This window comes from Rhodanobacter spathiphylli B39, assembly GCF_000264295.1.
GTDB lineage: Bacteria > Pseudomonadota > Gammaproteobacteria > Xanthomonadales > Rhodanobacteraceae > Rhodanobacter > Rhodanobacter spathiphylli.
Map to the genome: position 1 here is coordinate 413,362 of NZ_AJXT01000004.1, position 15,110 is coordinate 428,471.

Below are 15,110 nucleotides of genomic sequence, written 5' to 3' on the forward strand. Positions count from 1 at the left end.
AGCGCCCATGATCGACGCTCGCCGGCGTGGCGTCGAGCCGGGCGGACCCGACATGACTTCCAGTGCTGGCCTTGCGCCGGATTTGCCGCGATAGTTGGACGATCACCACCGGCGGAGTCTTCGATGTCCCAGCGACCCCTTTCCCTGCGTCTGGCGCTTTGCTGCGCGCTGCTTGTTTCCGCCACCGCGGCCTCGGCGCAGTCGCCCGCCGCGCAGTCGCCGCCGCCGGTGTCCACCGGCGACCGCGTGCGGCCGATGCTGCCAGCCCAGCTGCAGGATTTCGGCGCCTACGTCGACAGCGCGCGCAAGACCTTCGACGTGCCCGGCATCGCGGTGGCCATCGTCAAGGACGGCAAGGTGGTGATGGAGCAGGGCTTCGGCCTGCGCCAGATCGGCAAGCCGGACCAGGTCGATGCCCGCACGCTGTTCGCGATCGCCTCCAATACCAAGGCGTTCACCGCGGCAGCGCTGCAGCAGCTGGCCGACGCGGGCAAGCTGAAGATGGACGACCGGGTGATCGATCACCTGCCGTGGTTCCGCATGTCCGATGCCTACGTGACGCACGAGATGCGCATCCGCGACCTGCTGGCGCATCGCAGCGGGTTGAGCCTGGGTGCCGGCGACCTGCTGTACTGGCCGCCGACTTCGTACAGCACGAAGGAGGTGGTGCAGCGGTTGGCGAACGTGCCGATCAAGAACGGCTTCCGCAGCGGCTACGCCTACGACAACATCCTGTTCGCGGTGGCGACCCTGGTGATCGAGCAGGCCTCCGGCCAGAGCTACGCCGACTACGTGCGCGAGCACCTGTTCCAGCCGGTGGGCATGGACGAGTCGCTGGTCGACATGACCTACCTGAAGCCGGGCATGGACGTGGCGATGGGCCACGCCAAGGCCGACTTCAAGGATCTGCAGCCGGTGCCGCCGATGGCGTGGCTGAACGATCCGGGCGCCGGCGGCATCTATTCCAGCGTGCACGACCTGGCCAAGTGGATGAATGTGCAGCTGGCCGGCGGCGTGTTGCCGGGCACGGGCAACGACGGCGAGCCGCAACGCCTGTTCTCCGACAAGGCGCACCAGGAGATGTGGAGCATGCTCACGCCGATCCGGGTCGGCAAGCCCTCGGTGCCCGCACTGGCGGCGCTGACGCCAAACTTCTCCGGCTACGGTGAAAGCTGGTTCCTGTCCGACTACCGGGGCCAGAAACTGGTGTGGCACACCGGCGGCTGGCCGGGCATGGTGTCGCGGGTGACCCTGGTGCCGGGGCAGAACCTTGGCGTGGTGGTCCTGACCAATGCCGAGTCCGGCGCCGCGTTCAACGCGGTGACCTATCGCGTGCTGGATGCATATCTGAATCCGGACCAGAAGACCGACTGGGTGGCCGTGTACGACAGCGCGGTGAAGAAGTCCGAGGCGAAGGCCGACGACAGTCTGGCGAAGCACGAGGCGTCGCGCGACAAGCACAGCAAGCCGTCACTGGCGCTGGCCAGGTACGCGGGCACCTATCGCGACCCGTGGTATGGCGACGTCGTCGTCAGCCACGAGAACGGCAAGCTGCGACTGCGCTTCTCCAAGACCGCCCAACTGGTCGGCACCATGACGCCGTGGCAGCACGACACCTTCACCGTGCGCTGGGACGACCGCACGCTGAACGCCGACGCCTTCGTCAATTTCGACCTCGATGTGGACGGTCATGTCACCGAAATGCGCATGCAGCCGATTTCGCCGCTGACCGATTTCAGCTTCGACTTCCAGGACCTGCGCATGGTGCCGGTCGACGGGAAGTCGGACGCCGACTGATGATGATCTGCGGCCGGGGCAATCGCGCCCCGGCTGATGCTTGGCAACCCGGGGGACATCGAAATGCGTGATTTGCGTGGCGTTGCGGCGATCGTGTTGGGCTGCGGGCTGTTCGCCAGCGTGGCGGTGGCGCGTACCGAGGCGCCAGTGGCGCACAGCCAGTTCCATATCCAGTTGGGCGGCACACTGACCCGGCCCACCTCGGGGCGCCTGCTGCTGTTCGCCGTGGATGCGAAGGCGGCTGTGGCGGCGGCCAGGGACGGCAAGGTCGAGCAGATCGATGCCAGCCCGTTCGGCGCCACCCAGGCCTCGGTGGCCGCGCGCGAGGTTGACCGGCTGGTGCCGGGGCAGGGCGTGGACATCGACGCGGACGCCCTGGCCTTCCCCGCCGGCTGGTCAAAGCTGCCGCCGGGCGACTACCTGGTCCAGGCCGTGCTGGACGTGAACCACGACTACAACTACGGCGGACGTGGCGCGGGCGACCTGGTCAGCGACGTGGTGCGCATGCATCTTCCGGCCAGCACCACGCCGACCCTGCAACTGGCCCGCGTGTTGCCGGCGGATGCGGCGTGGACGCTGTCGCCGTCCACGCCCGAAGAAGTACGCAAGGCGCTGCCCGACGCGCGCAGCCACTCCCGCCCGATCGATTTCGTCAGTCCTTCGTTGAGCGCGTTCTGGGGGCGGCCGATCCACATGCGCGGCTGGGTCGTGTTGCCGCCCGGTTACGACACGAACACGGCGTCGCGTTATCCGGTGGTCTACAGCACGCATGGCTTCGGCGGCAATGCCGACCGTTTCACCGGCAGCATCGCCCGCGTGTGGCAGGGCATGAGCAGCGGACAGATGCCGCCGATGATCTGGGTGTTCCTGGACGAGTCCAGCGCCACCGGCACTCACGAGTTTGCCGACTCGGTCAACAACGGTCCGTGGGGGCAGGCGCTGACCACCGAGCTGATTCCGCAGCTGGAATCCCGCTACCGGATGGACGGCAAGGCGAACGGCCGTTTCCTCAACGGCCACTCCTCCGGCGGCTGGGCCACCTTGTGGCTGCAGATCCGCTACCCGAAGGTCTTCGGCGGCACCTGGTCGACCTCGCCGGATTCCAGCGACTTCCATGACTTCACCGGCGTGGATCTGTACGCGCCCCATGCCAACGTCTATCGCCGCGCCGACGGCACCGCGTATCCGCTGGTGCGCGACAAGGGCAAGGTGCTGGCCAGCTTCGAGGACTTCGCCAGGCTCGAACGCGTGCTGGGCGAATACGGCGGCCAGATGGCCTCGTTCGACTGGGTGTTCTCCCCGCGCGGAGCGGATGGCCGGCCGATGCCGATGTTCGATCGCGACACCGGCGCGGTCGATCCGGCGGTGGTCGCCTACTGGCGCGACCATTACGACATCGCCCACCTTGTCCAGCTCAACTGGCCGCAGCTGAAGGCCGATCTCGACGGCAAGATCCACCTCTATGTGGGCACCGCCGACACGTTCTACCTCGACGGCGCCGCGCACCGCCTGAAGGCGGCGCTGGACGGTTTGCACGCCAGCTCGGATTTCCATTTCCTGCCTGAGCGCACCCACTTCGACCTGTACGTCGTGGGCAAGGACCGCATGGGACTGCTCAAGCAGATCAGCTGGGAAATGTATGCGATCGCACGACCGGATTCGAAACTGAAACCCGTCGCCGCACCCTGACCGGTGCCGTTGCAGCATTGAGCGAAGGCCGGCCAAGCGCCGGCCTGCGGCTACCAGGCGCCGGGCGTCAACCCGGTGCGGGCTGCCACGGATCGTAGCTGCCGAAATACCACAGATGACCTTCCGGATCGTGGCAGCTGTAGCCGGCGCCGCCGTAGTCCATTTCGGAATAGTCGTCGACGATTACCGCGCCGGCGGCCCTGGCCTGCAGATAGTGCGCCTTGCAGTCGGTCACGATCACGCAGGCGCACTGGGTCTCGCGCCCGCCGATCTCGTCCGGTTGGGCGATGTGCCGGCCGAACGCGTTGTCGCGTACCTCGCCGAGCATGACCATGCCATTGCCGTGAGTGAGCTGGGCGTGCTCCACGCCGCCCTGGTCGTTTTCGTACACGGCGTTTTTCGTGAAGCCGAACGCCTTGCACAGCCAGTCGATGGCCGCGTGCGCGTCGCGATAGCGCAGGCACGGAATGATGGTGCTGCCCGAAACAGGGGTCGAGATCATGCTGCTGACTCCGTTGCGAAGAGTGCGCTCAGGCTAGCGCGATCGAACGGTCCGCGCTTCCGTCGGCTGTCGTTCCCCGTTCCGTTCGGACCGGGCGTAGCGCCGCAGGCGCGAAGTCGAAGGCCGAGAAGCCCGCCGCCGCTCACCCCTGGCCGTCGATGCTCTCGTCCAGCGGCGGCAACGTGCGGACCAGCATGCTTTGCGGGCTGCTCATCGGCAGTTTCTCGCTGCGCAGGCGTTCGAGGATCTCGAACAGCAGATCGCTTTTCACGCCGCCGACCTCGCGCGGGCTGCCCACGTAGGCCACGCAGTTGAAGGTCATCGCGCCGGCGGTGACGTTTTCCAGCTGCACGTACGGCGCCGGCGTGGCCAGCGTGCCCTGGTGGGCGCGCAGGATGCCCAGCACCAGTTCGCGCACCTTGCCCGCATTGGTGTCCAGCGGCATCGGCAGCTTGATCTGCACGCGGCCCAGGGCGTTGGCCTGGGTGACGTTGCGCACGTTCTGGGTGATCAGCTGCGAGTTCGGCACGATCACGGTGGAGCGGTCCCACATCTGGATCTCGGTGGCGCGCACGTTGATGCGGCGGATGTCGCCCTCGACGTCGCTGGACAGGCTGACCCAGTCGCCCACCTTCACCGGCCGCTCGACCAGCAGGATCAGGCCGGAGATGAAGTTCTGCACGATCGCCTGCAGGCCGAAGCCGATGCCCACCGACAGCGCGCTGACGATCCAGGCGATGCTCTTGAGATCCACCTGCAGTGCGGCCAGGGTCAGCACCACCACCAGCAGCCCGCCGAGATAGCCGAGCAGGGTGGTGATGGATTCCTGCATGCCCCGATCCATCGCCGACTTGGGCAGCAACTGCTCGCGCAGCCAGCGCTTGAGCACGCGCAGCACCAGCACGCCAGCCAGCAGCACCAGTACGGCGGTGATGATGCTGGCCGGGTTGATCGCCAGCTCGCCCAACTTCAGGTTGCCAAGGGTTTGCCGGGCGCTCACCAGCAGGTCGCCCGGGCCGGCACCGAACGGGGTCAGCACGGTGGCCAGCGCCACCAGCACCAGGCCCACGCGCACGATGCCCACCAGCAGCACGTTGGCTTGTTCCAGCTTGTGCGACGGCAGGGCCAGGCTGGCCTGCAGCCGCTGGCCGCCCCGGCCGCGTGGCGACAGCAAGGTGTTGATCAGGTCGGTCAGCAGGTGGACCAGCAGGTAGGTGGTGGCGAAAATCAGGCCGACCCAGAGCATCTGCCGGGCCAGGAAGAAGGCCATCGCGATGTAGCCGGTGGCCACGCACAACCCGCTGACCACCACGCCGAGCGAGGCCGCCACGACCAGCAGGCTGACCCATACGGGCCGTGGCACGGCTTCGCCGGCGTCCCGATCCGGTTCGCTGCGGCTGCGGCGCAGGCGCCACAGCGCGGCGCCGATCAGTCCGCTGATGAGCAGGGCGAACAGCCCGCGCGTGGCCACGGTGGCGGGCAGGCTGGTGCCGATCGTGCGGGTGGTGCGCTCGACCATGCCGGCCAGCAGCGCTGCGGCGGCAAGCAGCCACGGAAACGGGCGCAGCCACTGCGCGGTGAGGTCCGACAGCGCAGGCAGGCGCCAGGACGGACGCCGTACCGACAGCAGGGCGCGACCGAGTCCGGTGATGAAGGCGGCCAGGCAGACCAGCCGCACCATGGCGGTCATCAGGTTCTGCGTGTCGTCGTCGAGAACGTCGTTCCAGTTCAGTCCCGTGTACGCGAGCTGGGCGGCGAGCCCGGTCGTCAGCACGGCTGTCAGCGCCACCGCAGTGGCCATCGCGCTGCGCCGCAGGTGTCCGTCCGGCACATGGCGGGCGGCCAGCGCCAGCAACAGGCGCTCCAGCAGCCAGCGGCCCCCGGCGAGCAGCAGCACGGCTGCGGCCAGGCACCACAGCAGCGGTTGCCGGTTTGGCGGTTGCCAGGCCTCGCTGACCGCCCCGGTGAAGCGCGTGCCCAGGCGCTTCAGGCGCACCAGGTCATCGGGAAAGGTGCGCGCGGGGCCGGCCCAGAACGCACGGCTGAACGGCGTGGGCGTGCGCGAGGCCAGCCGCGCCTGGAACTGGTCGTTGCGCAGGCCGGTGATCTGCGCGGCCAGCTGCATCGCGTTCTGGTTGAGCAGCTGCGACTGCTTGATCTGTGCGTCGAGGTCGGCCTGCGCCTTGTCCAGCTTCCGGCGTTGTGCGGCCACTTCCGGCGCTTCGGCTGGCGCGCCCTTCGCCGGCGTCGGACCCAGCACGGCCAGTTGGGCCTGCAGGGCAGTCATCTGCGGCGCGAGGCTGGCGGTGAGCTGGCGCGACTGATCCTGCACGGCCAGCGCGGTGCTGCGCAGGTCGGCCAGTGACTGGTCGGCCTCGTCACCTTTTCTCAGGGCGGCCTTGATGTCGTCGAGCTGATTGCTGAGCTGGTCCATGGTCTGCGCCGGCGACGCAGCCGAGGCACCTGGCGGGTTGCTGTCCTGGGCGTGCAGCGTGGCGGCGCCGAAGATCAGCAACAGGGTCAGGAGCAGGCGAGGGAAGGCGGGCATCCGCGCATGATCGGAGCGCGTCCGCGGGTGGTCAATCACGGCGAGCCGGCCGGCGCTCGCTGGCGCGGCTGGCGTTCAGATTGGGCTGCCCCGGGCTTCGATAGTCGCTGCTCGTAAGCGCGCCGCCGACTTGCCGCACAATACATGCCCGCCAATACCCCGGTGCTTCATGATCTTCCGCTGGTTCGAATCCCTCATCGACGCCTTCAAGGAACCGGTCGACGGCATGCCGCCGCAGTCGGTGTGGCGCTTCTATGCGTTCTACCTGCGCCAGGCGTGGCCGGTGTTCGCCGTGGCGATCGTGCTGGGTTTCGTGGTGGCGATCATCGAGGTGTCGCTGTTCGGCTTCATCGGCAGCATCGTGGACATGGCCCGGGGCGCGCCGCCGGCAGATTTCTTCCGGCAGCACGGCAACGAACTGCTGTGGATGGGCTTCGTGGCGCTGATCGCGCGACCGCTGGCGATCGGTGCGCACGACCTGCTGGTGAACCAGGCCATCGTGCCCAGCCTGACCAATCGCATCCGCTGGCAGAACCATCGCTACGTGATCCGCCAGAGCCTGGGCTTCTTCCAGAACGACTTCGCCGGGCGCATCGCCAACCGCATCATGCAGACCGGCGGTGCGCTGCGCGAATCGGCGGTGCAGATCGTCGATGCGATCTGGTACGTCACCATCTATACCGGCAGCGCCATCGTGCTGTTTGCCCAGGCGGATTTCTGGCTGGCCGCGCCGCTGTTTGCCTGGGTGTTCGCCTATGTGGGCCTGCTGGCGTTCTTCGTGCCGCGGCTGAAGCAGCGCTCCTGGAAGGCCTCGGAGGCGCGCTCGAAACTGATGGGCCGGATCGTGGACGGCTACAGCAACGTGCTCACGCTGAAGCTGTTCGCCCATACGCGCCGCGAGGAAGCCTACGTGGCCGAGGCGATGATGGATCAGACCGACAAGCTGCGCCGGATGACCCGCATCACCACCGCACTGGACGCCAGCATCACCACCCTCAACGGCTTTCTGATCGTGGGCACTTCGGCGCTGGCGCTGTGGCTGTGGAGCGAGGGGCGGGTGACGGTGGGCGCGATCGCGCTGTCGACCGGGCTGGTGATCCGCATCAACAACATGTCCGGCTGGATCATGTGGGTGGTCAACGGCATCTTCGAGGACGTGGGCACGGTGCAGGACGGCATCACCACCATCGCCCAGCCGCGCGCGGTGCAGGACCGCGACGACGCCGTGCCGCTGGCGGTGACCAACGGCGCGGTGCGCTTCGAGCAGATCCATTTCCACTACGGCAAGCAGGGCGGGGTGATCGCCGGGCTCGACCTGGCCGTGCGCGCGGGCGAGAAGATCGGCGTGGTCGGGCCGTCCGGTGCGGGCAAGTCCACCCTGGTCAACGTGCTGCTGCGGCTGTACGACCTCGAGGCCGGGCGCATCCTGATCGACGGCCAGGACATCGCCCATGTCACCCAGGAAAGCTTGCGCTCGCAGATCGGCGTGGTCACCCAGGACACCTCGCTGCTGCATCGCTCGATCCGCGACAACCTGCTGTATGGACGTCCGGACGCCAGCGAGGCGCAGGTTGCCGAAGCGGTGCGCAAGGCCCGCGCCGACGAGTTCATTCCGAACCTCAGCGACGGCGAAGGCCGCCGCGGCTACGACGCGCTGGTCGGCGAGCGCGGCGTGAAGCTTTCGGGCGGCCAGCGCCAGCGCATCGCGATCGCCCGCGTGCTGCTGAAGGATGCGCCGATCCTGGTGCTGGACGAGGCCACCAGCGCACTGGACTCCGAGGCGGAAGCGGCGATCCAGGAAAGTCTCGACCTGCTGATGCAGGGCAAGACGGTGATCGCGATCGCCCATCGCCTGTCCACCATCGCGCGGATGGATCGGCTGGTGGTGCTGGACAAGGGGCAGGTCGTCGAGACCGGCACCCACGCCGAGCTGATCGCGCACGAAGGCCTCTACGCGCGACTGTGGCGGCGACAGACCGGTGGCTTCGTGGCGGCGGAGGATGCGCCGGTCTAGCCGGCGGTTTCGGCGGACGTCCGTCGCGGGCTCAACACGCTCCGCTGCTGCAGCAGGCCGGTTTGCCTGCCGTCGCCGCGCTTTCCAGCACGTTGGCCGCGGCCGTCAGCGCCTTCGCCGCGGCGGCGCCCTTGCGTTCGCTGTAGCGGCTGACCAGATAGTCGCTGCGCCCGCGCACCAGCAGGGTGAACTTGAACAGCTCCTCCATCACGTCCACCACGCGGTCGTAGAACGGCGAGGGTTTCATCCGGCCGTCGTCGTCGAACTCCTGCCAGGCCTTGGCCACCGAGGACTGGTTCGGGATGGTCAGCATGCGCATCCAGCGGCCCAGCACGCGCAGCGCATTCACCACGTTGAACGACTGCGAGCCGCCGCTGACCTGCATCACCGCGAGCGCGCGCCCTTGGGTGGGCCGCACGCTGCCGTCCTCCAGCGGCAGCCAGTCGATCTGGTTCTTGAACACGCCGGTGATCGTGCCGTGCCGCTCGGGGCTGACCCACACCTGGCCCTCGGACCACAACGACAATGCGCGCAGTTCCTGCACCTTGGGGTGGCTGGCCGGCACGCTGTCCAGGATGGGTAGTTCGTGCGGGTCGAACACCCGCGTCTCGGCGCCGAAGTGGCGCAGGATGCGCTCGGCTTCCAGCGCCAGCTTGCGGCTGAACGACTGCGGGCGCAGCGAGCCGTACAGGATCAGGATGCGCGGCGGGTGGCCGGCGTCGGCCGGCAGGGCCAGCTTGGCCAGGCTGGGGGTGTCCAGCACGTCGGCGGCGACATGGGGCAGGTCCGGGATCACGGCGATTCCTGTTGCGTTGGTTTGATGATTCTATAATCATGGAAATATGGAAGCCAATCCGGAACCGCCGCCCATGCACCCGTGTCGTGTCCTGTTCATCTGTACCGGCAATTCGGCCCGCAGCATCCTGTCTGAGGCCACCCTCAATCACCTGGGCGCGGGGCGCTTCGCGGCGTTCAGCGCCGGCAGACAGCCGACCGGGCGCGTCAACCCCCACGCGATCGAGCAACTTCAGGCCCACGGCATCGCCACCGAGGGACTCGCCAGCAAGTCGTGGGACCGCTTCACCGAAGCGGGCGCGCCGTCGCTGGATATCGTGATCACGGTTTGCGACAACGCCGCCAGCGAGGCCTGCCCGGTGCTGTTCGGCGATTTCGTGAAAAGCCATTGGGGCCTGCCTGATCCGGCTGCCGCCCGGGACGCGGACGCTGCCGCGGCATTCCGGCGTGCGTACGCGCTGATCGTGCGGCGGATCACCGCGCTGCTGCAGCTGCCGGTGGAAACGATGGGCCGCGACGCGCTGAAACAGGCGCTCCACCGCATCGGCAGCCTCACCGGCGAGGAAGCCGACGCATGAACCAGCCATCCGCCGCACTCGCCGCCGACGCGGTTGCTCCGGACGGCGCCCGCATCGGCTTCTTCGAGCGCTGGCTCACGCTCTGGGTGCTGCTGTGCATCGTCGCCGGCACGCTGCTGGGCCACCTGCTGCCCGGCAGCTTCGCGGCGCTGGGCGGCATGCAGGTGGCCCAGGTGAACCTGCCGGTGGCCGTGCTGATCTGGCTGATGATCATCCCGATGCTGCTGAAGATCGACTTCGGTGCGCTCGGCGGCGTGCGCCGCCAGTGGAAGGGCATCGGCGTCACGCTGTTCGTCAACTGGGCGGTAAAGCCCTTCTCGATGGCGCTGCTGGGCTGGATCTTCATCCGCCACCTGTTCGCCGGCCAACTGCCGGCCGCACAGCTCGACTCCTACATCGCCGGCCTGATCCTGCTGGCCGCCGCGCCGTGCACGGCGATGGTGTTCGTGTGGAGCAACCTGTGCAACGGCGAGCCGACGTTCACGCTGAGCCAGGTCGCACTGAACGACGCCATCATGGTGGTGGCGTTCGCGCCCATCGTGGCGCTGCTGCTGGGCATCTCCTCGATCACGGTGCCGTGGAACACGTTGCTGTTGTCGGTGCTGCTGTACATCGTGGTGCCGGTGGTGCTCAGCGTGCTGCTGCGGCGCCGGGTGCTGGCGCATGGCGGCGAGGCGCGGTTGCAGCAACTGCTGCAGCGGCTGGGGCCGGTGTCCCTGTTCGCGCTGCTGGCCACCCTCGTGCTGCTGTTCGGTTTCCAGGGCCGGCAGATCATCGCGCAGCCGGCGATCATCGCGCTGCTGGCGGTGCCGATCCTGATCCAGGTGTATTTCAACGCCGGCCTGGCGTACTGGCTCAATCGCCGCTTCGGCGTGCCGCACTGCGTGGCCGGTCCCTCGGCGCTGATCGGCGCCAGCAACTTCTTCGAGCTGGCGGTGGCCACCGCGGTGGGCCTGTTCGGTGTGCATTCCGGCGCGGCGCTGGCGACCGTGGTGGGCGTGCTGATCGAGGTGCCGGTGATGCTGTCGGTGGTGCGCATCGTCAACCGCAGCAAGCGCTGGTATGAAGCAGCCCGGGAGTAGCGTCATGCAGAACAAGCAAGCCATCACCATTCTCGCCGCGCTCGCGCAGGAGTCGCGGCTGGCGGTCTACCGGCTGCTGATTGAGCATGCGCCGGAAGGACTCGCCGCCAGCGCGATCGCGGAGCAGCTGGGCCTGCCCAACGCCACGCTGTCCTTCCACCTGAAGGAGCTGTCGCACGCCGGCCTGGTGAGCAGCCGGCAGAGCGGGCGCTTCATTTATTACGCGCCGGTGATCGAGGTGATGAACGACCTGATCGGCTACCTGACCGACCACTGCTGCAGCCAGTCCGGCGGCAGCTGCGCCCCGGCCACGCGCAAGAGCGCGCCGGCCAAGGGCGTGGCTGCGACCGGCAAGCGGCGGTCGGGTTCGGCCTGAGCTTCGGCGCTGGGCAGCGCAGGCGGCGAAGTGAGGGCAGGGCGCAGAACCGGATATCCTCGGCGGCGCAGCTATCGAAAGGAATGATCGTGAAGCACCTCCTCGCCGTCACGGTGAAGCACTCATGACGACCACCAGCATGGACGCCGCCGACGCCTTCATCGCCAAGTGGCGCGGCGTCACCGCCTCGGAGCTGTCCACCGCGCAGAGCTTTGCACTGGACCTGTGCCGGCTGCTCGGCGTGGAGGCGCCACATCCGGATGCCGAGCAGCAATACATGTTCGAGCGGCCGGTCACCTTCAGCCACGGCGACGGCAGCAACTCGGCCGGGCGCATCGACCTGTACAAGCGCGGCTGCTTCGTGCTCGAAGCGAAGAAGCTCAAGGCGCCCACCCACACCAAGGGCTTCGACGACGCGATGCTGCGTGCACGCAGCCAGGCCGAGCAGTACGCCCGCGCGCTGCCAGCCAGCGAGGGCCGCCCGCCGTTCCTGCTGGTGGTGGACGTAGGCAACCGCATCGAGCTGTATGCGGAGTTCAGCCGCTCCGGCGCCACCTACACGCCGTTCCCCGACCCGCGCAGCCACCGCATCGCGCTCGACGAGCTGCGCGAGGAAAAGATCCGCGCGCGCCTGCGCACGATCTGGACCGACCCGCTCGCGCTCGACCCCAGCCGCGAATCCGCCCGCGTCACTCGCGAGATCGCCGCGCGGCTCGCCACCCTCGCCCGCAGCCTGGAAGCGGCCGGACACCGCGCCGAGGCGGTCGCGCAGTTCCTGATGCGCTGCCTGTTCACCATGTTCGCCGAAGACGTGAAGCTGCTGCCGAGCGACAGCTTCCGCGACCTGCTGCTGAAACATGCCGACCAGCCCGACATCGCCATGCGCATGCTCGGCCTGCTCTGGCACGTCATGGACACCGGCGGCTTCAGCGGCGCCATCGCCAGCGAGGTACTGCGCTTCAACGGCAAGTTGTTCAAGCAGCCCGACACCTTGCCGCTCACCCGCGAGCAGGTCGCGCTACTGATCGAGGCGGCCAAGGCCAAGTGGGAGCACGTTGAGCCGGCCATCTTCGGCACCCTGCTCGAACGCGCGCTCGACCCCGGCGAGCGGCATAAGCTCGGCGCGCACTACACCCCGCGCGCCTACGTCGAGCGGCTGGTGCTGCCCACCGTGATCGAACCGCTGCGCGGCGAATGGAGCGACGCCCACGCCGCCGCGCTCACCCTCGCCGCCGAAGGCAAGGCCGACGAGGCGGTGGAGACCCTGCGCGCGTTCCACCATCGTCTGTGCACGGTCAATGTGCTCGACCCCGCCTGCGGCAGCGGCAACTTCCTCTATGTCACGCTGGAACACTTGAAGCGCCTCGAAGGCGAAGTGCTCAACGCGCTGGACGAACTCGGCTACCGCCAGACCGGCCTGGCGCTCGGCGGCGAACGCGCCGACGCGATGGGCGGCGAAACCGTCGACCCGCACCAGCTGCTCGGCATCGAGCTGAACCCGCGCGCCGCTGCCATCGCCGAAGTGGTGCTGTGGATCGGCTACCTGCAATGGCACTACCGCACCCGCGGCGACATCAACCCGCCGCAGCCGGTGATCCGCGACTTCCGCAACATCGAGAACCGCGATGCGGTGCTGGCCTACGACCGCATGGAGTACGTGCTCGACGAACGCGGCGTGCCGGTCAGTCGCTGGGACGGCGTGAGCATGAAGAAGTCCGCCGTCACCGGCGAGGACGTGCCTGACGACAGCAAGCGGTTGCCGCTGGAAAGATATGTGAATCCGCGCAAGGCGGCGTGGCCCGAAGCGGATTTCGTGGTGGGGAATCCGCCGTTTATTGGCGCCCGCCTTATGAGAACTTCGTTGGGCGATGGCTACACCGAAGCGTTACGCAGTGCTTGGCCAGATGTTCCTGACTCCGCGGATTTCGTCATGTACTGGTGGCACCACGCCGCCGTGCTGACCCAGCGCGGCGCACTGCAGCGCTTCGGCTTCATCACCACCAACTCGATCCGCCAGACCTTCAACCGCCGCGTCCTTGAAGCCGCACTCGGCTCCTCCCCCTGCTCGCAGGGGGAGGCTGGGAGGGGGTTGCCCCCGGTCGCCGCCAAGTCAAAAGCACCCCACCCCAACCCTCCCCTGCGAGCAGGGGAGGGAGCAAAAGCGCGGCCGCTGTCGCTGGTGTTCGCGATTCCCGATCACCCGTGGGTCGACGCAGCCGACGGAGCGTCCGTACGTATCGCGATGACGGTTGGCAGTGGCGAAGATGCGCTTGGCACTCTGTCGACCGTCACGAGCGAACGTGGCACTGATGACGAATCAGCGAATGTTTCGGTTGTCGAAAAACACGGCGTCCTTGCTTCCGACTTGACGCTCGGTGTTGATAAAACCCGGGCAAAGCCGCTCATGGCAAACACCGGGATGATCCACATGGGCGTGAAGCTTCATGGAATGGGGTTTGTTGTGACGCAAATGGAAGCCGAGGAACTCGGTCTCGATGCGATTCCCGAACTGAGGCGGCATATCGTCCCTTACCGCAACGGACGCGACCTCACGGACAAATCGAGAAACGCGCTCGTGATCGACCTCTACGGCGTCGAGCACGACGCCGTTCGTCGGCAATTTCCCGCCGTCTATCAGCGCGTCCTGAACCACGTGAAGCCGGAACGCGATCAAAACAAGCGCGAAACGTACAAACGAAACTGGTGGATCTTCGCCGAGCCTAGAAGTGAGATGCGGAAGGCGTTGGCCGGTTTGACCAGATACATCGCCACGGTTGAAACCGCGAAACATCGCGTGTTCCAGTTTCTGTCGGCCGAAATTTTGCCCGATCAAAAACTGAGGGTCATCGCGTCTGACGATGCACTGCACTTGGCTGTCTGTTCCTCGGAACCCCACGTTGCATGGGCAAAGGCGAATGGGAGCACATTGGAAGATCGCCCGGTCTACGTGAATTCACGATCCTTCCTTCCATTTCCGTTTCCCTGCACCACCGACGAACAACAAACCCACTTCCGCACCCTCGCCGAACAACTCGACGCCCACCGCAAACGCCAGCAAGCCGCGCACTCTGAGCTCACCCTCACCGGCATGTACAACGTGCTGGACAAGCTGCGCAGCGGCGAGCCGCTGACGGCGAAGGAGCGGGTGATCCACGAGCATGGCCTGGTCTCGGTGCTGCGCCAGCTGCATGACGAGATCGACGCGGCGGTGCTCGATGCCTACGGCTGGGGCGACCTGCTGCCGCTGCTGCGCGTGGCACACGGTAACGACGCACCTGCCGATGGCGCCAGCCGTGACGACGCGAAACGTGCCTTCGACGAGGCGATCCTCGAACGGCTGGTGGCGCTCAATGCCGAGCGCGCGGCGGAGGAAGCGCGTGGCCTGGTCCGTTGGCTGCGCCCCGCGTTCCAGCACCCGACCGCGCAGGCCGCACCGGAGCAGGCCGAACTTGCCGCCGGCCAGGCCGGCGACGAAGCCGCCGCGCCCGTCGCCGCGGCCAAGCCGCTGCCGTGGCCGAAGGACGCGGTGGCCCAGGTGCGCGCCGTGGCCGACGCCCTCGCCGCCAGCCCGGTCGCACTCGATGCGGACGCGCTCGCGACCCGCTTCACCGCCCGCGGCCCGTGGAAGAAACGCCTGCCGCAGCTGCTCGACATGCTGGTGGCGCTGGGCCGCGCCCGCGAACAGGACGGCCGCTACAGCAACCGCTGACGCTGCCGGCCGGCGGCGTC

Annotated in this window: 10 protein-coding genes; 7 read left to right on the forward strand and 3 right to left on the reverse strand. The window is 67.7% G+C overall.

What is annotated here, in order from left to right; translation table 11 throughout:
- Positions 1–123: 123 nt before the first annotated feature.
- Both UU7_RS02645 and UU7_RS02650 read left to right on the forward strand, forming a co-directional pair.
- The gene (locus tag UU7_RS02645; protein ID WP_007805118.1) at positions 124–1,797 is read left to right on the forward strand and encodes a serine hydrolase; all 1,674 of its coding nucleotides are present in this window, start codon (positions 124–126) and stop codon (positions 1,795–1,797) included.
- 63 nt (positions 1,798–1,860) lie between these two features.
- On the forward strand, positions 1,861–3,486 hold the full coding sequence (locus UU7_RS02650) for an alpha/beta hydrolase (RefSeq protein ID WP_040672680.1): 1,626 nt from the start codon (positions 1,861–1,863) through the stop codon (positions 3,484–3,486).
- Positions 3,487–3,553: 67 nt separating this feature from the next.
- On the opposite strand, the gene UU7_RS02655 is transcribed toward UU7_RS02650, so the two are convergent.
- Positions 3,554–3,988 (reverse strand): VOC family protein, encoded by a 435-nt coding sequence (locus UU7_RS02655; RefSeq protein WP_007805122.1) that lies wholly within the window; start codon positions 3,986–3,988, stop codon positions 3,554–3,556.
- A gap of 142 nt (positions 3,989–4,130) precedes the next feature.
- On the reverse strand, positions 4,131–6,536 hold the full coding sequence (locus UU7_RS02660) for a DUF3772 domain-containing protein (RefSeq protein ID WP_007805123.1): 2,406 nt from the start codon (positions 6,534–6,536) through the stop codon (positions 4,131–4,133).
- Between the two features lie 172 nt (positions 6,537–6,708).
- Here UU7_RS02660 and UU7_RS02665 point away from each other — a divergent pair, with 172 nt between their 5' ends.
- Positions 6,709–8,550: an ABC transporter ATP-binding protein gene (locus UU7_RS02665; protein WP_040672768.1), complete on the forward strand. Its 1,842-nt coding sequence runs from the start codon at positions 6,709–6,711 to the stop codon at positions 8,548–8,550.
- A 31-nt stretch (positions 8,551–8,581) separates the two neighbouring features.
- Here UU7_RS02665 and arsH read toward each other — a convergent pair whose 3' ends face one another.
- Entirely contained in the window at positions 8,582–9,346 is a 765-nt protein-coding gene (arsH, locus tag UU7_RS02670) for an arsenical resistance protein ArsH (RefSeq protein ID WP_007805125.1), read from the reverse strand.
- A gap of 73 nt (positions 9,347–9,419) precedes the next feature.
- On the opposite strand from arsH, the gene UU7_RS02675 reads away from it, so the two are divergent.
- The 4 genes from UU7_RS02675 (at position 9,420) to UU7_RS02690 (ending at position 15,090) form a co-directional block, all read left to right on the forward strand.
- A complete protein-coding gene (locus tag UU7_RS02675) occupies positions 9,420–9,923 on the forward strand; it encodes an arsenate reductase ArsC (protein WP_040672769.1) in 504 nt (167 codons plus the stop codon).
- The gene (gene arsB / locus UU7_RS02680; protein WP_007805127.1) at positions 9,920–11,005 is read left to right on the forward strand and encodes an ACR3 family arsenite efflux transporter; all 1,086 of its coding nucleotides are present in this window, start codon (positions 9,920–9,922) and stop codon (positions 11,003–11,005) included. Before UU7_RS02675 ends, arsB begins: the two co-directional genes overlap by 4 nt.
- A gap of 4 nt (positions 11,006–11,009) precedes the next feature.
- Positions 11,010–11,381 carry an ArsR/SmtB family transcription factor gene (locus UU7_RS02685; RefSeq protein WP_007805128.1) on the forward strand — a complete coding sequence of 124 codons (372 nt, stop codon included), beginning with the start codon at positions 11,010–11,012 and terminating at the stop codon, positions 11,379–11,381.
- A gap of 124 nt (positions 11,382–11,505) precedes the next feature.
- Positions 11,506–15,090: a class I SAM-dependent DNA methyltransferase gene (locus UU7_RS02690; protein ID WP_007805129.1), complete on the forward strand. Its 3,585-nt coding sequence runs from the start codon at positions 11,506–11,508 to the stop codon at positions 15,088–15,090.
- The last annotated feature ends 20 nt before the right edge of the window (positions 15,091–15,110 follow it).